Genomic DNA, 21509 nt, shown 5'->3' with positions numbered 1-21509 from the left:
CGAGGGCTTCCGGCGCGTCGTCTGCCGGGGACGACGTTCACGGGAACGGGTGCGGCACCCGCCTGATCTCCTCCTCCCGCAGGTCCGTCGACCGCCACCCCGCACGCCGGAAGGCCGTCCGCAGCCGGTCCATGCCCAGGACCCGCTGCCGGTCCCAGCCGAAGTCGATGGGCACCAGCCCGGGCACCACCGTCGATACGGTGCACAGCCCCATCCGCTCCTGCTCCGGGGAGGTCTGGTCGACGACGATCACATCGAAGCCCGCGCCCGTCAGCTCGTCGCGGCACAGGAGCACGTCGTCCAGCAGATCGCCCGTGGCGGGCCGCCGCCGCTCCCAGCCCCCGTAGAGATCCGCCGGCGGCCGGACGGACTCCGGTTCCAGGTACTCGCGCGCGTGCCGCGCCATCCGCGGCAGGCCGTACAGCCGGGCGTGGTGGGTGAGTTCCCGTACCAGGGAGAAGTCGTCGGCCATGGCCTCCAGCGCGGTGCGGTGCTCGGCCACCTGCCGGTCGAGGTGCGGCAGGTACGTGAGCACCTCGGACAGCGCCGCTTCCACCGCCTCCTCCGGGTCCAGCCGGGCGCCTGCCGCGAAGGAGAGCGTGCCGGGCCCGCCGTCGCGGCGTACGGCCACGGCGGTCACCACGGGCACGGCGAGGTCGACGCGGTTGTCGAAGGCGTGGACGTCGTAGCCCTGGAGCGCCGCGCGGTCGGCCATGGCCCGCACCGCTCCGCCGCGGCACGACGCCAGGTCGATGCCGGGAAGACGGGCCCGCCCGTACCAGCCGAGCAGGAACGCGTCCCGCTCGATGAGTTCCAGCAGCCCGAACAGGACGGCCTCCTCCAGGCAGCTGCCGGTAGCGCAGCCGTTGGAGCTCTCGAAGACGAAGTTGTCGCTGTCGCGGCCGGCGCCGTAGTGGACCGCCCGCTGAGGCACCAGGACCGTGCGGTCGTCGCGCAGGGAGTACCCGTGCACCCAGGGGATGGGCCGTGCGGGGTCGAACGGGGCGAGCATCGGGTCGGTGCGGTAGACCTCGGGCGCGTACGTGCCGCAGGTACGCGGGTCGACGGCCTCGTCGCACACCTCGTCGTAGGCGGCGACGAGCGGTTCGCCGCGGTGGCGGCGGTGGATGCCCGCGTACCGTTCGAGGCCCTCCAGGTACGCCAGGGTCCGGCTCGCGGCGAAGGAGTTGGCCTGGCCGCTCCAGGTGACGTCGGACAGGCCCGCGTACGTCCGGACGAAGACGCTGCCCGCGACCGGGGAGGTCGTGGGGGAGGCGACGTTGAGCCAGGTCCCTTCGCCGAGCGCGCCGCACACGGGGTTGGCCAGGGCTCCTTGCGGCAGCGGGTACGTCCCGGCCGGCACCAGCCGGGACGCGCCGGGGCCGGGCTTGGGCCGGGTGACCAGCTCCGGCGGGGCGTACGGGCCCGGAAGGGGGCCGCACGCGGGGCACAGCGGATCGCCGAGCAGCGGCAGCGTGGTGACCCGCAGCGTGGCCAGGTCGACGCGCGTGACCTGGGGCAGCGGGAGGTCCGCGGACGTGTGCCACTCGCCGTCCGGCCGGCCTGCCCCGGCCGGGCGCCCGGAGAGGAGGACCGCTTCGTACACGGTCCAGATCGCGTCCACGGCGTGGTCGGGCAGTACGGGCCACAGGCCCGCCCCGGTCATGTCCGTGCCCACTTCGAGCGCGTCCCGCTCGGAGCGTGAACGCAGCCGCTGCCAGCGCCGCGCGAGACAACCGCCGCACGCTGCAGGGGCACCCTCCTGCGCGCCCCAGGGGCCGATCAGTGCCGCCTGCGCGCTCAGGTGCACGGTGGCGCGGGGGCGCAGCGCGCCGTACGGGTCCGCAGCCGGCCGGAAGGCGTCGGCCGCGCCCACCGGGACGACGATAGGCGCCGGCGCCGGGTGGCCGGGGACCTGCCGTCCCGAAGCCCGGAAGCGTTCGGAGAGGGACTGCTGGAGCCGTCGGCTCGCCGCGGCCATGGGGTCGCTGACGGGCGCAGTGTTGGTGGTGGTCGGGGCGGCAGTACTCATGACGCGTTGCTCCAGCGGAAGGTCTTCACCGCGATCCCGCCGAAGACCAGCGCGAAGAGCGCCAGCCCCCCGCACGCCACGGCGGTGGAGGCGAGGTCGGCGCGCCCGGAGACCGCCCGCGATATGCCGTCGTTGAGATAGTGCAGCGGCAACACCTTGGACGCGGTCTGCAGCCAGGAGGGCATCGCGTCCAGGGGGTAGAACGCCCCGGACAGGAACGCCATCGGCACCATGACGCAGTTGGCGACGGCCGCCACGGCCTCCGGGGTGTCGGCCCGCGAGCCGATCACCATGCCGATCGCGAGGAACGCGGTGATGCCGCTCACCAGGACCGGCACGGCCCACGGCCAGGTGGCGTCCACGTGCAGCCCGAAGACCGGCAGCAGGGCCACGCCGATGAACAGCACGGCCTGCACGGCTCCGACGGCCAGGGCGATGACGTACCGCGAGGCGAGTACCGAGCCGAGCGGGGTGGGCGTCAGCCGGATCAGCCGCAGCAGGTCGTCGCGGCGCCACTGCATCAGCGTGAACGCCACCCCGAAGACGGCCGCGTTGCCCACGCCCCACGACAGGACGCCGGGGGCGATGTAGTCGATGTAGCCGCGCCCGCTCTGCTCCACCGTCTTGCCGCGGAAGATCAGCCCGAAGACGACCAGGAAGATCAAGGGGAAGGCGAAGGTGAAGAAGACGGTGGTCCGGTCGCGGACGGCGGCCCGGTAACTCGCCCCGGTCAGTGCGGTGTAGGCGCTCATGCGTGCTGCTCCGTTCCGGCGAGCTCGCCCGTGAGCTCCAGGTAGACGTCTTCGAGGGTGGCGGTGCGGGTGCGGATGCCGTCGAGGCCGACGGCCGTGCCGAGGGCGGCCAGCAGCGGTCCTGCCGACCGGGTCTCGATGATCACCGAGCCGCCCTCGGCGCTGACCCGGTCTGCGCCCTCGAATGCCTGCGCCCGCTCCACGGTGATCCGGTCCGCCGGCACCAGCAGCCGGGTCGGCGCCTGCGCGGCGCCGACCAGCCGGTCCGGGCTGTCGAGCGCCACCACCCGGCCCGCGACGACGATGGCCACCCGGTCGCACAGCGCCTCGGCCTCGTCCAGGTGATGGGTGGTGTAGACGATCGTGCGCCCCTCGCTCTTGAGCGCGCGCAGCACCTGCCACAGGGCGCGGCGCGCCTGCGGGTCGAGGGCCGCGGTCGGCTCGTCGAGGAAGATCAGCTCCGGGCCGTGGACGAGCGCGGAGGCGATGGCGAGCCGCTGCCGCTGCCCTCCGGAGAGAACGTCGACGCGCACGTCGCGCTGCTCGGCCAGTCCGACGAGCGCCAGGGTGCGCTCGACTCCGGCGGGGTCGGATCCGTAGAGGGCCGCGACGGTCGCCAGGTGTTCACGTGCCGTCAGCCGGGTGAAGAAGGCCGAGGTCTGGGTCTGTACGCCCATGCGCGGCAGCAGGGCGAGGTTCCGGGGCCAGGGGGAGGTGCCCAGGACCGAGACGCTGCCCGCGTCGGCCTTGCGCAGCCCCTCCATGATCTCCACGAGCGTGGTCTTGCCCGCGCCGTTCGGTCCGAGCACGCCGAAGAACTCGCCGCGCTCCACGGTCAGGGAGATCCCGTCCACGGCCTGTTTGCCGCCGTAGCGCTTGCGTACGCCGTCCAGCACCAGGGCGGGGGCCGCCGCGCGTGCGGACGGCTTGGTGTCTGTCATCGTTCCTCAGTTCTTCTTGCGGGGTGTGTTACGCGGTGTGTTGCGTGATGCGGATGAGGTCTGCGAGTGCCGGTCGCCCCGCCGGGCCCACGGGCCCGTCACGGCCACCAGCGCGGCCACCAGCAGGGCCGGTACGACGGCGGACCACACGCCGTAGCGGCCCCCGGCCAGGTGATGGCACAGCAGGACGAAGCCCGCCCCGCTGCCGCCGACGAGGACCACCGCCCCCAGGCCGTAGGCGGTGTACGCGATCCGGGCCGTCCGCGGGTAGGCGGCGACACCGTCGCCCCGCCGTACGGCCCGCGCGCCCAGCAGCCGCAGGAAGCGGCGGCTCTCGGTCGCGTAGTCGGCCATGCCCAGGGCGTGGCCGAGCATCTTGTAGCCGTCCAGCGGCGGCAGCGGCACCAGATTGGTGAGCGCCAGCACCGAGCCGGTGAACAGCAGGCCGGCCAGCGGGCCGCGGGCCGAGTCGCCACCGGGCAGGAGGGACCACAGCAGCCAGAAGGGCAGCAGGAAGACCAGGTTCATGACCGTTCCGGCGGCCGCGGTGGCGACCCGTGCCCGGCGCGTGGGCAGGTAGGGATAGTTCTCGACCGTGCAGTACATGAACACCATGGGCAGGTGCCAGCGCAGCCCGATCTCGCCGACGGTCCCGCCGAAGTGCCGGGCGACGACCCCGTGGGCCAGCTCGTGCAGGGCCGTGCTCGCCCACAGCAGGGTGAACGCGGCGAACAGCGCCCCCGGCTGCCGGAACAGGCGCACGGTGTCGTCCAGGAACATCCCTGCGTGCACGGCGACATACGTCTCCATGCCGAGCACCAGCAGCAGGACGGGCACCACGACCACCGGCGCCAGTGCGAAGCCGACGGCCCCGTACAGCCGGTCGGTGGTGGCCGTGGCATCCGCGGCCAGCCGCAGCGTGCCCTTGAGGAGGGTGCCGGTGACCAGCTTGCGCGGCGCGGCCCCGTCCGGCTGCCGCCCGGAGACGGCGGGTCCGGGGCCGCCGGCGGACTCGGTGCTCTCGGCCCCCTCCAGCAGCCGACGCTCCCACAGCAGCTTCAGCAGCTGCTGCCAGTGGGCCTCGCCGAGCCGCCGCCCGAACCGCGCCGCGTACTCCTCGCCGACCTCACCGAGCGTGCGGGAGCCGTCCAGACGGGACATCAGGAAGTGCTCCTTGACCCCGACCTCGAAGGACTGGCCGCTGCACGGGTCCTTCACCAGGTGGACGACGGCCGGTCCGCGCCGCAGCGCAGAGCTGCGCAGGATCTCCGGGCGCAGGGCCGGCCGCTGCTCCAGCAGCCCATGACGCGTCGGGGGAGGCGTCTGCGGAGTCATCGGGAGTCCGCCTCGCGCAAGGCGCGCCCGAGGACGTACGACAGGTACGCCTCGTCGCGGATGGTCACGTGCAGCCGGTTGTTGGTCATGTGCATGTACGGCGACAGCAGCAGGGGCAGGGCGACCGCCGGGTCGGTGACCTGCTCGTCGGCCGTGCCGTCCCACGAACGGAAGACGAGGTCGCCGCGGACGGCCAGCGCGGTGGCCCGGTCGCGCAGTTCGGCACAGTGCTCGGCCCAGGCGCGCAGGAAGCGGGGCAGCTCGGTGAGCCCGTCGGCGCCTTCTCCGGCCAGGGCGCCGAGGACGGCGCCGAAGCGCCGCGCCGGCGCCGGGCCCATGGTCGCGTAGGCACGGTCGTACTCGTCCGCGCCGATGAAGTTCGTCCCGGAGAAAGCCTTCTGCCAGAACACGTGATAGCGGTCCAGATACTCCGCGAGCTCCGCCCGGCCGGGCAGGAACGTACCGGCCATCACCATCATCAGCTGGGCGGACGTGCCCAGGCGGACGGTCCGCAGATGGAGGTTCATGGTGCGGACGGCCTCGATGACCAGGTCGCTGGAGTGCCGGAAGTGCCACTCGGCGAGCTCCACGCCCGCCGGGCCGCCGTACTTGCCGTACTCGGGCTCGTACGCCTCCCGGCTGACGGTGTTGTTCGGCCGCAGCCGCATCCGCCCGTCGGCGTCGAGGAACCCGCCGCGCTCGTCCTCGGGGAACTCCAGCTCGAAGAGGGTGTTGTAGAACTCGTTGAGGAAGCCCGAGGAGTCCACCTCGTAGAGCGCGGGCCGCTCCCGCAGGAAGGCGGTGACGGCCTGCTCGGCGCGCTCGGCGACCTCGTCCGCGACGGCCTCGGACGAGGGCCTGAGCCGCAGCCGGACGTGCGGGCCCTCCAGCCAGTAGTTGATGAAGAAGTGGCCCGCCAGCAGCCCTTCGGCCGTGAGCTCCGCAAGGAGCGGGCCGATGCACCGGGTCATCAGGGGCTGAGGGCTGGCGGCGTAGTGGATGTGCAGGGCCTGCCAGGCGCCGGGCGTGGCGAGGGCGGGTTCGGTCATGTCGGCGCACCGGTTCCTTCGCGGTCGTGACGGGGCGTGCGGAGGGTTTCGACGGCCAGCTCGGCCATATGGGTGCCGCGTACGGAGACGGCGTGCAGCTCGTCCTCACCGGGCAGGGCCTCGCGGAGCACGACGCGGTCGGCCGGGTCCTTGAGCAGCCCCTCCAGGGCGGTGAGGGACAGCCGGCTGTCGAAGTCGACGTACTGCGGCTTCGCCCGGTCCGCCCCCGGGGCGGCCGCGGCCGGGGTGACGGTGGCGAAGACGCGGCGCGGCAGCCCGTGCCGCACGCGCCACCGCTGCCACTGCAGGAACAGGCCGGCGTCGCCGCCCCCGCCGGGCCCGCCGGCGGCGGGCAGCGCGGCGGCAGGGGCGGTCCAGCTGCGCCGGCTGAGGACGAGACCGCCGCAGCGCACCCGGGGCCGGGAGGTCACGCCGTCGTCGGGTTCGCCCTCCGGGACGCCGCCCCACACGTCGAGCGGTGCCATGGACGTGGGGGAGAGGAGCAGCAGGGTGCGGGGGATCTCGGGGAGCGCCAGGGGGACGAGGTAGCCGAGGTAGACGGGAACGACCTCGCGGTCCAGCCGCCGGGAGCGCAGCACCAGACGGTCGGCCTGTACGTCGTGCTCCACGTACAGGTCGTCGAGAGCGATCCGGCCCTCCTGCGGGACGCCGCCGTCCTCGCCCGGGCAGACGATGCGGTAGTCCGTCAGGCGCCCGTGCAGATTGAGGTTGCTGGTGACGGCCCCGCCGGTGATCTCGGCGAAGACGGCGCCCTCGGGTGGTGTGCCGGCCGCGGTGCGCCGGATCCGGGTGGAGAGCGCCCCACCATCGTTCTCGCGGTCTTCGCCGCCTTCACCCGCTGCTTCGCCGCCTTCGCCGTCGAAGCAGTGGGTGAAGCGGCTGAAGGGGAAGGCGAACCCGCCGTAGGACTGGTTGAGCACCGCCAGCGCTTCCCCGTCGCGGCGCACCAGCTGCAGGAAGTGGCTCTGCGGCGCGAAGCGGGGCGCGACGCCGGCGAGCCGCCCCGCGACGGCCTCGACCGTCTCGGGGTGGACGCGGACCTCCTCGGCGCCCCGCGCGGTGTCCCAGAGGCGGCGCATCCGGGACGCCCACTCCTGGCGGGCCGCGTCCACGGCCGTGATGCCGGGCAGGCCCAGCCAGTTCGGCTCGGGGACGTAGTCGCCCTGGGCGTCGAAGGGCTTGCGGCGTGCGGTGAACGTCAAGTACTGGTCGTAGAAGTCCTCGTGGAAGTCGTGTACGAGCTTCAGGAGGTCCTCGCAGCGGCCGCCGCTGCCGTAGCGCGCGACGAAGAAGCCCTTGAGCGTGATGCGCTGCGGCAGGGTCAGGTCGAAGGCCGGCAGGATGCGTTCGAGCGAGCGCAGGGTCTCCAGAGGCCCCTCGCCCCCTGCTGTGGCCGGAGTGCTCCAGGGCCGGAGGTCGCAGACGACGCCGGTGTCTCCGTCCTCGTTGCCGCTCCCGGCCCGCACGTCCTCGTACAGCAGGGTCCGCGGCAGCGTCGGCTCCACCGCCCCGAGATCGCGCTGGATGCCTGTGAGGGACTGCCGCAGCTCGGCCAGCAGTTCCCGGCGCGGCTCCGGCCCGGCGGCGGCGTAGCGGCCGATGCAGTCGATCGGCCGTTCCAGTGCCTCCGCGAGCCGTGCCGCCCACGGCCTGTCCAGGGTCTGCAGGGCGTCACGGAAGGCGCGCAGCGGGTCGGCGTCGTGGACGTCGGTGCGCAGGCACGGGATCTGCACCATGCCCAGGTCCAGCAGGGCCGTCAGATAGCGCTCGCACTCGTCCGGGCCGGCGCCCCGCTCCTCGGCCAGCCAGCGCGCGAGGTCCCGGTAGCGCAGTTGCGGCCGCTCGCCGAACAGTGCCAGCAGCTTCTCCAGCGTGCCGCTGCGGCGGAGGAAGAACAGGCGGTCGCGGGCCGCGTCGAAGGTGACCGCCGCGCCGTCGTCGCCCGCGGTCACCGAGCGGCGCACGTAGCGGATCCGGTCCTCGTCGTGCCTCCAGCCGGAGGACAGGGCGACGGGGAGGTCGCCGCGCCGTCCGGGGTCGGCGGCTATGAGCTCGGCGAGCCGGGCCAGGACCACCACGTTCAGGCGGGGGTGGCCGGTCCACTCCTCCGGAACGCGGACGATGCCGGGGACGCCCTCCGTGCCCTCGCCGCCGTCGGCGCCCTCGGTGAAACGGCCGAGGGCGACGGCCGTGAAGGTGCTGAACGGGCTGGTCTTGCAGGCCGTTCGGTAGAGGTAGGCGAGGGCGGAGCGCTCGGCCTTGCGCAGCCGCTTGTCCGGGCGACCTCCCGGGTCCGCGCCGATGTACGCGTCCAGCCGCTCCTCCAGCTCCGGCGACGCCAGCAGCAGCCCCAGCCGCAGCCGTTCCTCACCGAGCAGGCCGCGCAGCGCGGTGCGGGTGCGGGTGGTTTCCGCGGCCAGGAGCGGGGCGCCCTCGGCGAGCAACCCGTCCAGCGCCCGCCGGTCGCGCACCCAGCGGGCCGCATCCTCGGCGGCCCCCGCGTCGCCGGCGGCGAGCAGGGCGAGGGCCTGCTCGGGCGCGCCGGGCAGCCGGCCGTTGAACACGTCCCGCCGCAGCCGCAGCAACAGCCGCCGGGCGCCGTCGTCCTCCGCCGCCTTGACCAGAGGGTGCAGCCGGTCGCTGAGCGCGGCTCCGCGCGAGCGCAGCCGCTCCTCCTCGCGGAGTACGCGCTCCGCCCAGCGCACGGTGGCCGGGCAGCGCAGGGCCTGTACGGACTCGACGGGCAGTCCCGCCACGCGCAGCACGAAGTACGGGCTCAGCGACCAGTGCCCGGTCCCGGCCTTGTGAGAGACGGTTCCGGCCTTGTGAGAGCCGGTCCCGGCTCCGTGGGACGGGGATGATGTCGTGTCGGTCATGGTGTCCCCGTGCACTCAGGCGATCTCGTAGCGGAAGTCGGCGGAGCCGGGGCGTTCGTGTCCGACGAGCATGATCAGCAGCGGTGCCTCGCCGCTCTCCGCGAGCTCCAGCTCCTCGACGAACGACACGGTGTCGAAGCCCAGCGCGACCCCGCTGCCCACGCCGAGCGCGGTCGCCGCGGTGTAGAAGGCCTGCGCGACCGCCCCGACGGTGGCGTTGACCAGCCGGTAGCCGCGGTCGCCGACCGCGTCGAGCACGGCGGCGGTCCGCACGGCGGGCACGACGACGGCCGCGGCCTGTTCCAGGTTGTAGTTGGAGAGGAAGTAGTTCCGCTGGAGGAAGCCGCCCGGCGGCCCCTGCTTGACCAGCCGCAGCCCGTGCACGCTGCCCGGCTCGTAGGCGTACGCGCCGGGAGCGATCCCCTCGACGTGGTTGACGAAGACGTACAGCCGGGTGAGCCGAGGCGTGTCCGGCCCGGTCGCGTCGCTGCCTACGGACGCCGATGCGGCGGCCGCCAGCGTCGCGGCCAGCTGATCGGCGGCGAGCGGCCGCCGGGCGTCGAACCGGCCGAAGCTGCTGCGCCGCCGGCGCAGCGCCTCCCGCACGCCCATGCCCAGTGGCGCGGGTTCCGGCAGGGCCACGGGTGCCGCCCCCGGCGCGCTGCTCGGCGGCCGGGGCGAAACGGCCGCCGGAGCGAGCGCGCCGGGCTCCGGGCGGGCGGTGGCGTTCTCGAGGGTCGCGGCCTGGATCCGCCGGACGGTCTCGAAGGGGATCACGCGGAGGGAGCGCTCGCTCTCGGTGCGGCGCACCCGGGGCGCGGGCCCGGTGGCGCGTCCCGTGGCCGTGGCCGTGGCCGTGGCCGTGGCCGTGGCCGTGGCCGCCGAGCGTTCCCAGGAGAGCGGGACCACCGCGAAGACGCCCTCGTCCAGGACGTCGAGGCCGAGCAGCCGGGCGATGCGCTCCTCGTCGAACCACAGGGCGGGCTCGATGCGCAGGCCCCGGGCGCGTGCCCACATCCGCCAGGTCTGCAGCAGGGCACCGACGTCCATGCTGACCGCGTGCATGCAGAAGCTGTTGTACTTGAAGGCGTTCTGCCAGAACTTGACGCCCAGCACCAGGAACTGGTCGGTCGCCACGTCCGGGCCCACGCCGGCGGCCCCGCGCACCTCCGCCGAGACGTCGCCGGTCAGCAGCCGCTGCATGGCGTGGTGCGTCGTGGAGTAGTGGTGCACTCCCGGTGCCAGGGGCCCGCCGGGGCCGTTCACCCAGTAGACCGTCGCCGGGTAGAGGCCGCCGCCCGAGGCCGTTCCCCGCGACCAGTTGGCGTCGGTGTACAGGGGCAGCGACGGCAGGTCGGTGTTGGCCTGGACGCCCAGCCGGCGCCCGGTGCGGCCGTACGAGTCGAGCAGCATCCCGCCCAGCAGCGGCAGGGAGAAGAGCCCCTCCTGGAGACCGGTGCTGCCGAACACCCCCTCCTGCACGGTGGCCGCGGGCCCTGCGTCGTCGCCCTCCGGCAGCGGGAAGGACTCGGCGCCCGGGTAGAACTTTCCTTTGCGCGGCCGGTCCGACCAGTCGGGAACGAAGCCGACGGGCTCCATGGGAATCCTGCCGCGATGCATGATCGCGGTCGCGTATTCATGGGCGAAACCCACTGGTTCTCCTTACGTGACGTCGTGAGGGATCAGTCATGAGGGCTCAAGGGGACGGATGCCTCAAGGGGACGGGTGCCTCAAGGGATCAAGGGATCAAGGGAACGGATGCGGAGCCGGGTTGAGCTCGCTCGCCCGTAGCTCGCGCTCGCGCATCCCGGCCGCATACAGCGCCGTCCGCATCCGTGGCATCCGCAGCGCCCTCTGCCGCTGCCAGCCGAAGTCGATGGGCAGCAGACCGGGCACGATCACACAGACCGTGTGCAAGCCCAGGTCGCGCTGCTCGGGAAGGGTCTGGTCGACGACGATCACGTCGAAGCCCGCGCCGGTCACCGCGGCCACGCACTGCTCGACGTCGTCCCGGAGGTCGTCCGCGACGGGCAGCATGCGCTCGCCCGGTGCGTACAGCTCCGCCATGGGCAGCTTCGGCCCGCGGTGGCCGAGGAGGAACGAGGCGTGAGGGGCCATCTCCGGGAGGCCGTAGACCAGCGGATGGTCGTGCAGGGCCAGGACCTTGTCGAAGTCCGCCGCCATGGCCCGCAGCCGTGGCCCGTCCCGCTCGGCCCGGCCCCGGATGTTCACCGCGTCGGTCGCGATTTCGCACAGCCCTCCGGCCAGTGCGGCCTCCGGGTCGAGGCCGGCCCCCGCGCCGAAGCACAGCGTGCCGGTGCCTCCGTCGCTGCGGACCGCCACTGCGGTCACCACCGGCACCGGGAAGGTGATCCGGGTGTCGAAGAACCTCGCCTCGTAGCCGTACATCGCCAGCCGGTCGACCATCTGCCGCGTCCGGGGATCCGTGCTGGTCTGCGGGTCGATCTCGGGGAGCGCGGCCCGCCCGTACCAGGCGAGCAGGAAGGCGTCCCGCTCGATCACCTCCATCAGCCCGTGGTACACGGCCTCCTCCACAGAGCCGCCCGAGGCGCAGCCGTTGGAGCTCTCCTGGACGAACCGGTTCTCCAGGCCGGGCGTGCTGTAGTAGGTGAGGACCTCCGGTACGAGCAGCGGCCGCCGGTCCCGCAGGGAGTACCCCCACACCCAGGTGATCTCCCGGTCGGGGGAGAAGGGCACCACACGCGGGTCGGCCCGGTGGAACTCCTCCGCGTACAGGCCGCACTCGCGCGGGTCGAGCGCGTCGTCACCCAGGGCGGCGAGGGACGCCCGCACCTGCGGGGACCGGCCGCGGGCCCGCATGCCCGCCGCGCGTTCGAGGCCCTCCAGGACGCCGATGCGCTCGCTGTCGGCGTACGAGTCGGCGTGGCCGCCCCAGAACGTCTCGCGCAGGTACTCGCCCGAGCGCAGCTCGAAGCAACCGACCGTGGCCGATGTCGACGCCGAGGCGACGTCGTGCACGACACCGGGGCCGAGCGCCCCGCACACCGGATCGGCGAAGGCCGTCACGGGCAGCTCGTACTGCGAGACCGCCCGCACCCGGAACGAGCCGGGCCGGTACTTGGGCGCCGGCTGCAGGGTGAGCTCCGCGGCCTCCGCACTGTCGGGCACTCGGCGTCCGCAGTCGGGGCACTCCGCGTCCGGGACGAGCAAGTGGCGGCTGATGCGCAGGGTTTCGAGGTCGAGGAGGTGGACGGTGGCGAAGGGGCCGTCTTCGCCGGTGGTATCTGTGGCGGGGCTGTTTGCGGTACGGGCGGCAACCAGCGCGGCCACCGCGTCCGTCAGGAACGGTACGGCGTACGGGGGACGCCCGGCCGCCCGCGTGTCCGACCCCAGCTCCAGTGCATCGCGCAGGGCCCGGCCGCGTACGGACTGCCAGCGGCGGGCCAGGCAGCGGGGGCAGGGCACGCCGCCGCCGCGGTGCGCAACGTCCGGCCGGGGGAAGGGGCCGATGAGCGCGTGGTGCCCGTAGAGGTGGACGCGCGGCGCGAGGTCACCCTCGGGGAGGGCCTCCTGGGCCAGTTCGTCGCGTACGCCCAGCGGTGCCACTTCGGTCGGGGCGCCCGCACCCGCGGGTGATGCGCGCAGGAGCGCGGCGATGTCGCGGCAGGCGTGCTCCCACTCGGGCGGGGCGGGGGAGAGGCCGGTGCCGGTGTCAGTGGGAGTCATGGGAGCCCTCGGGAGCGTTCCCGGCGGAGCCGTCGCGGGTGAGCAGCACGCGGACCGTGCTGATGCCGCCCGCGAGGAGGTCGGCCGAGCCGGTGGGCACGACGAGCGCGTCACGTCCTGCGGCACGCAGCCGGTCCAGCACCGCGGCGTACGTCGTGGCGCAGGAGGCGTCCAGACGGCCGGCGCTCGTTCCCATGGTGGTGAGGGTCTCGGGGGCGAGATCGCCCAGCAGCGGATCGCCCAGGTCGACGGAGGAGGCGCGGCCGCTGTGGTCGGCTCCGGCGAGTTCGCGGCCGAGCTGTTCCCGGCCCAGCAGGTCGCGCAGGGCCGCCACGGCGGCCTGCCGCCGGTCCGTGCCGCCTGCCACCGCCCAGGCCCACGTGCCGGAGTGGGGGAGGAGCGCCCGGGCGAACAGGACGTGGGCGGAGGAGCGTTCCGCCTCGCCGAGGTCGAGGAGCTCGTACGCGATGCCGAGATTGCGGGCCGAGCTGACCAGGAAGGTGAGCTCCGGATCGTCCCCGTGGGCGTCCGGGGCGATCAGGGCCGCCCCGCCGGTACGGCGCAGGGCGCGTTCCAGCGCGTCGTGGCACAGTGCGGACAGCAGCCCCCGGGCCGTGGCCTCGGCGGTCGTACGGCCCGCGCCGGTGCCGGCGGACGTCGGGGTGTGGAGCCGGTCGCGGTTGTACGGGCCGAAGGTGCGGACCGCGCCGGCGGGCACGAGCGCCGGGCCTGCGCCGGTGAGGGAGGAAGCGCGTACCCAGGCGGTGACGTCTTCGGCGCGGGCGGGCAGGCCGCTGGCGACGGTGAGCGAGCCGGGACCGAGGACGCGGAGCCGGCCCTGTGCCCGGTCGGGGCGGACGGCGTCCGCGGGGAGCACGCCCACCAGGGGGACGACGTGCTCGGCGTAGACGCAGGCCGCGGTGTCCAGGGCCGTGAGCCGGGCGCCGGCGACGGTGTGCAGGTCGAACGCGGCGATCTCGCGGCTTCTCCCGTGCCCCAGGGACAGACGCACGGTGCCGGCCTTGAGGGGCGTCTGGGTCCACGGCTCGTCCGTGAACCGTTCGAAGACGCCTGTGTGCGGCCGGACGAGTATCTGACGGCTGTTGAGTTCGGCGAGGAGTGCGTCCGAGTCGATGCTGGTGGGGCTGGTGGGGCTGGTGCTTGTGGGGTCGATGCCGACGAGGTTGACGTCTGTGGGGTTGATGCCTGCGGGGGTGGTCGTGGTGGCGACCGGGGCGGGAGCCGAGGCCGGTTCAGGAGCCACGGCGCCGGCCGTGCGGCAGAACGGGCAGCGGGGGTGCGCGAGGAGGGGTTCGGCGACCACGTCGAACGACTCGGTGTCCTGGATGATCACCTGTCCGAGCGTCTCGGCGGGCAGCGCGCCCGTGGTGAGCCGGAAGACCTCGTAGCCCAGAAGATTGCCGATCATCGCCGAGAGGCTGCGGCCGGGCTGCTGCGCGAGGGGCTCTCCCGCTGCGGGCAGGCAGATGCCGCTCCACAGATCGGCGGCGGCAGCGGCGTCGCCCTGGGCGCCGAGGCGCAGCACGGCACAGGCCCAGCAGCCGGTGCTCCCGTGCGTCATGAGCGGGCCGACGACCGCGCGGCTGCCGAACATGGCTGCCGGTACGAGCGACTTGCCCTCCGGCACGCCGGCTTCGAGCAGGCGGAAGAGCGTGCGCGGGCCGTCCGTGCCGCTGGTGACGACGACGATGTCGTACGCGGTGAGGTCGCTCCACTGTGCTGCGGAGCCCGTCGCCTCGATCGGCTCGATCGGCCCCAAGGAGACGGGGCATCCGGTGGCGCGGAGGCTCTCCGCCTCCTCGTATGCGCGGGCGAATCGATTCTCCGCCCCGGCCGGATGGCCGACGCAGGCGATGCCGTTGCGGACCAGGCTGAGCGCGCACCAGGCCGCGACGGCATCGTCGCCGAGTACGGCCACCCGGGCCGTACGGAAGGTGTGGAAGCGTCGTTCCGCGTCGTCGGCGTAGTGGTCGACGTAGGCGATCTGCGGCGCGAAGCGCTCCGCGACCTCGGGGGAGAAGGCGGGGGGAGCCGAGGTGCCCGGGGCGGGTGTGTCACGGGCGAACTCCCGCTCGTACAGCGTGCTCACCAGGCTGCCGACCATGGCCCGCTGCCCGTCACCGAGCCCCTCGCACAGGTCGGCGACCCGGTGCTTCCCGTTCAGGTGCGGAACGAGGAGGGTGGCGAAGCGGTACGCGGACGGGGAGTTGACGTGGAATCCGCCGTGGGCGTTGTGGAACAGCACGCCGTCCGGGGTCCGGGTGAAAAGGACGTCACGGCGGATGCGGGGCCGTGTCCCGGAAATCTCTTCGTAGGCTTCCAGCATGTGTGTACACCTCATGGACTCGTGCTCGTGGAATCGTGACGCTGATTGTTGAAATCGGAAACGTGATGGAGGTGAAGGTTCGTGGTCTCGTAAAGATGTGGACTCGTAAAGATGCGGAGATGAATTCACTGCCGCGACGGCAATGCGAGGGAGTCGTCCTGGTACCCGGTGGCGCACCGGGCGAATGTCCGGAGCAGTTCGTGCATGCGGAAGCGACCGGCGGGCTCCTCTTCGAGCAGGCCTGCATCCGCCAGCCGCTCCAGAATTTCCTCCGCAGGCACCGGCGGTATCCCGAGGAGGCCCGCGGCGTCGGTGACCGAAAGCGGGGCCGGTGAAGCTCCGCCGACGCGGAGGAACGCTTCCGCGAGGCGGGGGTCGAGCCGCTGCAGGGCGCCACTCAGGACTGAAGGAACCGACATCCGCGGATCGTCGGGCAGGGACAGCCGGCGCATCGGGTCCTCGCGCAGCCAGGCCAGGCAGTCGGCGACCGCCAGGCGCGGGCGGGTGAGGAGCCGGGCGGCAGCGATCCGCAGAGCGAGGGGGAAGTGACCGCAAGCGGCCGCCAGCTCGCGTACGGCCTCCGGCTCCGCCCCGGCCCGGTCGTCCCCGAGGGCGGCCGACAGCAGTCGGCACGACTCGGCCTCGGCGAGGGCGTCCAGGCGCGTGGCCCAGCCACCGTGTGCCGCCACCAGCCCGGCCAGGCCGAACCTGCTGGTGAGGACGGCGGCGCTGCCCGTGCCGGTCGGCAGCAGCGGCCGGACGAGGGCGGGGTCCGTCACGTCGTCCAGGATCAGCAGCACTCGGCGGTCCGCACCGCAGGCACGTGCCGCGCCGGTCGCCGCCATGCCCTGAAGCTCGGCGGCGACTTCCGCCGACGTGCGCGGCGTGCCGTCCGTCCGCGTCATGCGGACCGCGAACCGGCCGTCGGGAAAGTGGTGCCCCACGAGCTGGGACACGTGCAGGGCGAGGGCGGTCTTGCCGATGCCCGGGGCGCCCGAGACCACCACCAGCGCGGGGCCCGAGCGGTCGGCGGTGAGACGGGCGGCGATCGCGGCGCTCTCGGCCGCCCGCCCGGTGAAGGAGGAGACGGCGGTGATGGGGAGGGTGGGAAGGGTGGGAGGCAGCGGGAGGGGAGGCCCGGATACCGGTGCGGAGGTCGGAGAAAGGGGCGGCGTGGTGACTTCGGCGGGCCCGGCGCCGGGATCCCCGCCGGCGACGTCCCGACCGGTGCGAGCAGACTCCCGGACGGGCGCGGCAATCGGCGGAGATCCCAGGACGTCACCGCGCAGGATGCCCAGCTCCAGGCGCTGCAGCCCGGGGCCGGGGTCCACCCCGAGCTCCTCCCGCAAGTACCGCTTGACCTCGCGGTACTCGGCCAGGGCGTCGGCCTTCCGCCCACTGCGGTAGAGCGCCTCGATGAGCTGTTCCCGGAACCGCTCGTGACCGGGGTGGGCCCGGGAGACGGCCCACAGTTCCACGAGGGCCTGGCCGCAGCGGCCCAGCAGCAGCTCGATGTCACAGGCCCGCTCGACGACCGACAACCGCTCCTCGACGAGCCCCGGCAGCTCGCCCCGGCGCAGGAAGTCCGAGGGGACGTTGGACAGCGGCGCGCCCTGCCATAGCGCGAGCGCCTCCCTCAGCAGGCACAACTCGGTCTCGGGGTCCTGCGCGGCCCGTGCCCCGGCCCGCAGTTCCCGGAAGCGCACCAGGTCCAGGGCGCCGTCCTCGACCACGACCCGGTAGCCGCCGGGCACGGACTCGATGACCGCCTCGGCGATCCCGTACTTGATGAAGGTCTTGCGCAGCCGCAGCACGCACGTGTGCAGGGCCGCCTTGGCGGACGACGGTTCGTCGTCACCCCAGATCGCCTGCCGCAGGAAGTCCGACGGGACCACCGCGTCCGGGCGCAGGAGCAGAGAGGCGAGCAGAATCGTGGGCTTGGAGGGCGGGAGGACGACCACCTCGGGCCCGTCGGCGATCCGTAACGGGCCGAGAACCTGAAAGCGCATATTCTGACACCCCCAATGATGGCTTATAGGTATCCAGAATCCGGACACGTGGACGCACGGACATACGGACACACCGGACACACGGACAGATGGGTACACGGGTACACGGGCATACGGGCATACGGGCATACGGACTTACGGCGCCGGACGCCATGGGACGTACTCGCCGCGACGCCTGCTTCGCTTCCAGAGTGTGCATCACGCAATCCGCCACTCGTAGTGTCGTGAGTTCCAGTGGTGGTACGGGTGAGGGCGGGACGTGGCCGTGTCGAGAACCGGACGGGAGGCGAAAACGCGCAATGAACTCGCCTCGAAGAAAAGGCGGATGACAAGGGCTGGTCAACGTCACCCAGATCAGGTAGAAACGGGCAGAGTAATGATCGTTTTCAAGACAGGCCCGTGAATCCATGGAACATCAGGACCAGAGTCCCGAGCGCCCGGCGACGGTGACGTGCGCCCCGCACGCCCAATCCGTCAGTCGGCTGCTGCGCGCTTGGAGGGAACGTGTCGACCGGCGGCGCATACCCGAACTGCGCCGCTGGGGACACCGGTCCGGAACGCGGATGTCGCAGGCCGACGTGGCCAGACTCACCGGCGTGAGCGAAGGCTGGTACCGCGCTCTGGAGACCGGCGCCCCCCGCGAATTCTCGGACGCCTTCCTGCTCCGGGTCGCCGAGGCGCTGCAGTTGAGCGAGACCGAGACCCTCACCCTCTTCCTCGGCGTCTCGGGCCGCCGCCCGCCCGTGTCCGGCACGCACGACGGCCTGCCGACGGCCGCCCCGGCCACCGTCGCCCTCCTGGAACACCAGGCCCCGCACCCGGCCTACCTCTCCGACGCCGCCTGGAACATCCTCGCCGCCAACTCGCCCATGACCGAGTGGTTCCCCTTCGCCCTCGGCCCCCGGCCCAACCTCATGCGCTGGGCCCTGACCTCGGCCGAGGCCCGCGAACAGATCCTGGACTGGGAGGACACCTGCGCCCGCACGTACCTCCCCATGCTCCGCGTCGCCAGCCACGGGGCCCCGAAGAACGCGGAGATCCGGGCCCTGATCGACGAGATCCTCGCCACCAACGGCACCTGCCGCCGCATCTGGGCCGAGCAGCACGCCGTAGTCGAACACCCCGGAGGCCACCGCCTCCGCCTGCGCCTGCCGTGCCACGGCGGCATGGAGACCCGGGTCACCAGCCACGTCCTGGTCCCGGCCGAGCAGCCGGACGTGCGGTTCGTCATCGTGACGACTGTGGACTGACGCGTGACCGACGGCGGACTGAGGCCCGCCGGGCCGGGGCTGACCCTGGCATCGGTGAACCCGCCTCCCTGAGATCCGTCGGGGTAATCCCCCATTTCCCCGGTCGGATGTTGCCGGTCTCCTGAGGCTGTCAGCAGACTGAAGCCATGGCAGGCGATCTCTCCAAAGCAACTGATTCTTCACTCCGTCGTCATGTGTCCGAGCAGCGGGTTTCTCATCGAGACCGGGATCAGGCCGTGGAGATCCTCCGGGTCGCGGCCGGTGACGGCCGGTTGACGATCGCCGAGCTGGACGAGCGCGTCGAAGCGGCTATGGCGGCACGGACCGCCTCCGATCTTGCGGTGCTGACCGCCGATCTGCCACTTGAAGGGATGCCGCGGCAGGCCCGCGAGGTGATCCGGATCGACCAGCGCTTCGGCGAAGGCAAGCGCACCGGTCGCTGGCTGGTTCCGCACCGGATGGAGATCCGGCTGATGTTCAGTGACCTGAAGCTCGACTTCACCGAGGCCGTGATCACCCACGACATCCTGCACATCGAGGTCGATCTGCGCATCGGCGGAAATCTGACCCTGGTCACCGGACCGGGGGTCTTGGTCGATGCCGACGACGTCACCTACAGCCGCGGCGAGATCAAGGTCCGCCCGGACACCGACCCGGAGGCTCCCGTACGACTGCGCGTGGTGTTGGCCGGCAGGTCGACCGGTGGTGACATCGTGGCCCGGCCCCCGCGCGGCACGCCTCGGCAGTGGCTTCGACGCAAGCCTCGAGCAGCAGGCAACCGCCCGTTGACGGGCTGACGGAGGACCGGCCTCCGCCGGAGACGGTCGCCACGACGTGTGATCTGCGACCTGCGACCTGCGACCTGCGACCTGTGACCTGCGACCCTGCGGCCTGTGAACCTGTGACCGGTTGACGAAAACCCTTCCCGTTCAGGCCTGTTGTTAGGGAGCATGAGCGACGGATCGTGACGGGGGCGACCGGGAGTGCATCCCGCTCCCCGCGACACGCCGGAAGCCGTTGAAGCCCGAAGGGAGAGCAAGCCCATGAAGCACGCTCGAAGAAGTCTCTGGAAAGTCCGGTTGTCCGCCCTGGCCGGGTTACTCGCTTTTGCAGCAGTATCCGTCCCCTCCTCGGCAGCACACGCCACCGACGGCGCCCAGTCCGGCCCCGTGGAGCCCGGCGTTCCGTACTACCTGGTGGCCACGAAGCTCGACCGGGGCATCACGGTCGGAAGAGCCAGTGAATACGGGGACTTGGTCCACTACACGGAACGGGCGGGGGACCGCGGAACACCCGTCGTCTTCGAGAAGGACACCAACACCACATGGGGCGAGGGGTATCAGATACGCCTGCAGCGCCGGGGCACTGCCACCATGGTCTGCCACACCTACCGCCGCTGGGTCGCCCTGATGGACAGCTGTCGGCAGAATCCCTGGATGCTGGAACCCAGTGGGGACGCATTCCGCCTCAAGACACGGTGGGACGGTACCTACCAGTACCTCGCGGCGTCCCCCACCTTCCCCAGAGACAAGACGCTCTACTGGCAGGACGTGTACGGGGGCGATGACCTTAAGGTGATGGAGTTCAAGCTGGTCAAGGCACCGCGGTAGGACAGGGCGCCCGCACCCCCTGTGGTGCCCCGGTGCCGCCGGCTCCGGCCGACGGCACCGAAGGACGTCCGTTTGCGAAGCCGCTTGGCGCCGGAGAGCGGGTCGGCGCGGACGCCCTGCGGGGCTGCCCCTTGGCGGCTCCTCACTGGCCCCGGCTCACCATTCCCGGCGGCGCCGCCACACGTCGTGGAGCGGCCAGTAGTACGGCGACGTCTCGTCGATGGTGCCGTCGAGGGCGTCCAGCAGCGCGTCACCGCGGTGGTCGTCGCGCAGGGCCAGTTGCACCGCGGCGGTGACCCGTACGGCCTCCTCAGAGTCGGAGAGGCAGGCGGCCAGGGCGTCGCAGGGGGCGGGGTCGTCGGCCCGGGCCCGGAGGAGGGCCCGGCAGGCGCTTTCCCGGACGTGGGCGTCCGTGTCCCGGGTGCAGGCCAGGACGGCGGCCAGGGCGTCGGCGTTCGCCTGCTGGACCTGCCAGTGCAGGCCGCCGACCGCCCAGGAGCGGACCTGGGCGTCGGGATAACGGGTGAGGGCGGGCAGCGGACCCTCGGCGCGGGGGTCCATCGCGTCGGCCAGTCCGGCGGCCAGAGGTCGCATCACGCGGGGATCCTCCTCCTGCTCCACCCAGGGGAGGAAGAGGTCGACGAGAGGGATGTCGAAGGGCGGTTCCTCGTCCTCACCGCTTTCGTCGTAGAGGTTGATGCAGCGCAGCACGTCCGCGCCGAAGTAGCGCGCCAGCGGATCGGGGTGGTGCCGAAGAGCGGCTGCGGCGTCCCAGACGGGCGGCAGTGCCGGGCCCTTGCGTCCGGCGGTCGCGACGACGGCCTCTCCCCACACCGGGTGGTCGACCTCGGGCTCGGCCATGGCGCGGTCCAGCAGTTCGGCGAAGGGCGTGGCGATTCCGGAGCACCGTTCCAGGTGGGTGAGGATCGCGGTGTGGCCGTCGCGGACGGTCTGCTCGCCGATCACCAGCTCGCGGCAGATCTCGCCGTTGCCGTCGCGCACGGTCCGCCGGTAGACCCCCGCTCCGGTGCCGGTCGTGTGCCAGTGGCGGGCCAGTGCGAGGGCGTCGCGACCCTCGCGGTCCGTGACCCGGGGGTCGGCCCCGGCGAAGTGCAGGGCGGTGGCGATGTCGTGGGCGCCGCGGTCGACGGCGCGCAGCAGGGGCGTACGGCCGTCGGCGTCGATGCCGTCCAGGTCCAGCGCGTCGAGATCGGCCAGCTTCAGCAGAGCATCGAGGACCTGGTGGTCGAGGGCACCCGCGGCCAGGCGCAGGGCGGCTGCGACGAGCGGGCCGCGCGCGTGAGTGGTGCCGTAGTCCTCGTGGAGCAGGGCGGCCACTGCCTTGGTGTCGCCGTTGCGGACGGCGGTGAGGAGCGGGTGTTCGGGGGAGGGCATGCGCACAGAGGTGGAGGAGCCTTTCGGGGATGAGAGATGAGGGATGAGGATAAGGGACGGGGGATGAGGTACGAGTGTTCCCGCCGCAGCAGGTTACGGGCGGCGGGCGAGGTCACGGTCATGGACCGAGCCGTGGACGGTCCGGGCGAGCATCGATGCCTGGGCACCAGGTGGCCCGCAAGTG

General features: G+C 72.7%; 14 protein-coding genes. 3 read left to right on the top strand and 11 right to left on the bottom strand.

Annotated elements, in window-relative coordinates:
- Nucleotides 1-37 precede the first annotated feature (37 nt).
- From FGW37_RS00905 to FGW37_RS00860, 10 genes are all read right to left on the bottom strand, one after another.
- Nucleotides 38-2032, bottom strand: a complete 1995-nt coding sequence (locus FGW37_RS00905; protein WP_246430194.1) for a TOMM precursor leader peptide-binding protein — start codon at nucleotides 2030-2032, stop codon at nucleotides 38-40.
- Nucleotides 2029-2784: an ABC transporter permease gene (locus FGW37_RS00900; protein ID WP_179079273.1), complete on the bottom strand. Its 756-nt coding sequence runs from the start codon at nucleotides 2782-2784 to the stop codon at nucleotides 2029-2031. Before FGW37_RS00900 ends, FGW37_RS00905 begins: the two co-directional genes overlap by 4 nt.
- On the bottom strand, nucleotides 2781-3725 hold the full coding sequence (locus FGW37_RS00895) for an ABC transporter ATP-binding protein (RefSeq protein ID WP_179079272.1): 945 nt from the start codon (nucleotides 3723-3725) through the stop codon (nucleotides 2781-2783). The genes FGW37_RS00900 and FGW37_RS00895 overlap by 4 nt, the downstream gene beginning before the upstream one ends.
- Nucleotides 3726-3731: 6 nt before the next feature.
- Nucleotides 3732-5060: a M50 family metallopeptidase gene (locus FGW37_RS00890; RefSeq protein ID WP_246430193.1), complete on the bottom strand. Its 1329-nt coding sequence runs from the start codon at nucleotides 5058-5060 to the stop codon at nucleotides 3732-3734.
- Complete coding sequence (locus FGW37_RS00885; protein ID WP_179079271.1) at nucleotides 5057-6109, bottom strand: lantibiotic dehydratase C-terminal domain-containing protein; 1053 nt, start codon at nucleotides 6107-6109, stop codon at nucleotides 5057-5059. The genes FGW37_RS00890 and FGW37_RS00885 overlap by 4 nt, the downstream gene beginning before the upstream one ends.
- On the bottom strand, nucleotides 6106-9006 hold the full coding sequence (locus tag FGW37_RS00880; RefSeq protein WP_179079270.1) for a lantibiotic dehydratase: 2901 nt from the start codon (nucleotides 9004-9006) through the stop codon (nucleotides 6106-6108). The genes FGW37_RS00885 and FGW37_RS00880 overlap by 4 nt, the downstream gene beginning before the upstream one ends.
- A 15-nt stretch (nucleotides 9007-9021) precedes the next feature.
- Nucleotides 9022-10659, bottom strand: coding sequence for a nitroreductase family protein (locus FGW37_RS00875; protein ID WP_179079269.1), 1638 nt, complete (start codon nucleotides 10657-10659; stop codon nucleotides 9022-9024).
- A 93-nt stretch (nucleotides 10660-10752) separates the two neighbouring features.
- The gene (locus tag FGW37_RS00870) at nucleotides 10753-12714 is read right to left on the bottom strand and encodes a TOMM precursor leader peptide-binding protein (protein WP_179079268.1); all 1962 of its coding nucleotides are present in this window, start codon (nucleotides 12712-12714) and stop codon (nucleotides 10753-10755) included.
- The gene (locus FGW37_RS00865) at nucleotides 12701-15061 is read right to left on the bottom strand and encodes a TOMM precursor leader peptide-binding protein (protein ID WP_179079267.1); all 2361 of its coding nucleotides are present in this window, start codon (nucleotides 15059-15061) and stop codon (nucleotides 12701-12703) included. The genes FGW37_RS00870 and FGW37_RS00865 overlap by 14 nt, the downstream gene beginning before the upstream one ends.
- Nucleotides 15062-15186: 125 nt before the next feature.
- Nucleotides 15187-17070, bottom strand: a complete 1884-nt coding sequence (locus FGW37_RS00860) for an AfsR/SARP family transcriptional regulator (protein WP_179079266.1) — start codon at nucleotides 17068-17070, stop codon at nucleotides 15187-15189.
- 407 nt (nucleotides 17071-17477) lie between these two features.
- Between FGW37_RS00860 and FGW37_RS00855 the strand changes: the two genes are divergently transcribed.
- The 3 genes from FGW37_RS00855 to FGW37_RS00845 all read left to right on the top strand — a co-directional run bounded on the left by FGW37_RS00855 (nucleotide 17478) and on the right by FGW37_RS00845 (nucleotide 19930).
- Nucleotides 17478-18320 carry a helix-turn-helix transcriptional regulator gene (locus FGW37_RS00855; RefSeq protein ID WP_179079265.1) on the top strand — a complete coding sequence of 281 codons (843 nt, stop codon included), beginning with the start codon at nucleotides 17478-17480 and terminating at the stop codon, nucleotides 18318-18320.
- A gap of 146 nt (nucleotides 18321-18466) precedes the next feature.
- Nucleotides 18467-19117 carry a DUF1707 SHOCT-like domain-containing protein gene (locus tag FGW37_RS00850; RefSeq protein WP_179079264.1) on the top strand — a complete coding sequence of 217 codons (651 nt, stop codon included), beginning with the start codon at nucleotides 18467-18469 and terminating at the stop codon, nucleotides 19115-19117.
- A 246-nt stretch (nucleotides 19118-19363) separates the two neighbouring features.
- Nucleotides 19364-19930: a hypothetical protein gene (locus tag FGW37_RS00845; protein ID WP_179079263.1), complete on the top strand. Its 567-nt coding sequence runs from the start codon at nucleotides 19364-19366 to the stop codon at nucleotides 19928-19930.
- A 156-nt stretch (nucleotides 19931-20086) separates the two neighbouring features.
- Here FGW37_RS00845 and FGW37_RS00840 read toward each other — a convergent pair whose 3' ends face one another.
- A complete protein-coding gene (locus FGW37_RS00840) occupies nucleotides 20087-21325 on the bottom strand; it encodes a HEAT repeat domain-containing protein (protein WP_179079262.1) in 1239 nt (412 codons plus the stop codon).
- Nucleotides 21326-21509: the final 184 nt, after the last annotated feature.

The sequence above is a fragment of the Streptomyces rectiverticillatus genome (genome assembly GCF_013394065.1).
In the GTDB taxonomy this organism is placed as follows: Bacteria; Actinomycetota; Actinomycetes; order Streptomycetales; family Streptomycetaceae; genus Streptomyces; species Streptomyces rectiverticillatus.
This window is presented reverse-complemented; position numbering and strand designations above follow the sequence as displayed.

What these genes read in the sequence shown, in the direction of transcription:
- FGW37_RS00850 (WP_179079264.1), top strand. Translation starts at nt 18,467, where the DNA reads ATGGCAGGCGATCTCTCCAAAGCAACTGATTCTTCACTCCGTCGTCAT.
- FGW37_RS00865 (WP_179079267.1), bottom strand. Translation starts at nt 15,061, where the DNA reads ATGCTGGAAGCCTACGAAGAGATTTCCGGGACACGGCCCCGCATCCGC.
- FGW37_RS00870 (WP_179079268.1), bottom strand. Translation starts at nt 12,714, where the DNA reads ATGACTCCCACTGACACCGGCACCGGCCTCTCCCCCGCCCCGCCCGAG.
- FGW37_RS00905 (WP_246430194.1), bottom strand. Translation starts at nt 2,032, where the DNA reads ATGAGTACTGCCGCCCCGACCACCACCAACACTGCGCCCGTCAGCGAC.
- FGW37_RS00840 (WP_179079262.1), bottom strand. Translation starts at nt 21,325, where the DNA reads ATGCCCTCCCCCGAACACCCGCTCCTCACCGCCGTCCGCAACGGCGAC.
- FGW37_RS00855 (WP_179079265.1), top strand. Translation starts at nt 17,478, where the DNA reads ATGGAACATCAGGACCAGAGTCCCGAGCGCCCGGCGACGGTGACGTGC.
- FGW37_RS00880 (WP_179079270.1), bottom strand. Translation starts at nt 9,006, where the DNA reads ATGACCGACACGACATCATCCCCGTCCCACGGAGCCGGGACCGGCTCT.
- FGW37_RS00900 (WP_179079273.1), bottom strand. Translation starts at nt 2,784, where the DNA reads ATGAGCGCCTACACCGCACTGACCGGGGCGAGTTACCGGGCCGCCGTC.
- FGW37_RS00860 (WP_179079266.1), bottom strand. Translation starts at nt 17,070, where the DNA reads ATGCGCTTTCAGGTTCTCGGCCCGTTACGGATCGCCGACGGGCCCGAG.
- FGW37_RS00895 (WP_179079272.1), bottom strand. Translation starts at nt 3,725, where the DNA reads ATGACAGACACCAAGCCGTCCGCACGCGCGGCGGCCCCCGCCCTGGTG.
- FGW37_RS00890 (WP_246430193.1), bottom strand. Translation starts at nt 5,060, where the DNA reads ATGACTCCGCAGACGCCTCCCCCGACGCGTCATGGGCTGCTGGAGCAG.
- FGW37_RS00845 (WP_179079263.1), top strand. Translation starts at nt 19,364, where the DNA reads ATGAAGCACGCTCGAAGAAGTCTCTGGAAAGTCCGGTTGTCCGCCCTG.
- FGW37_RS00885 (WP_179079271.1), bottom strand. Translation starts at nt 6,109, where the DNA reads ATGACCGAACCCGCCCTCGCCACGCCCGGCGCCTGGCAGGCCCTGCAC.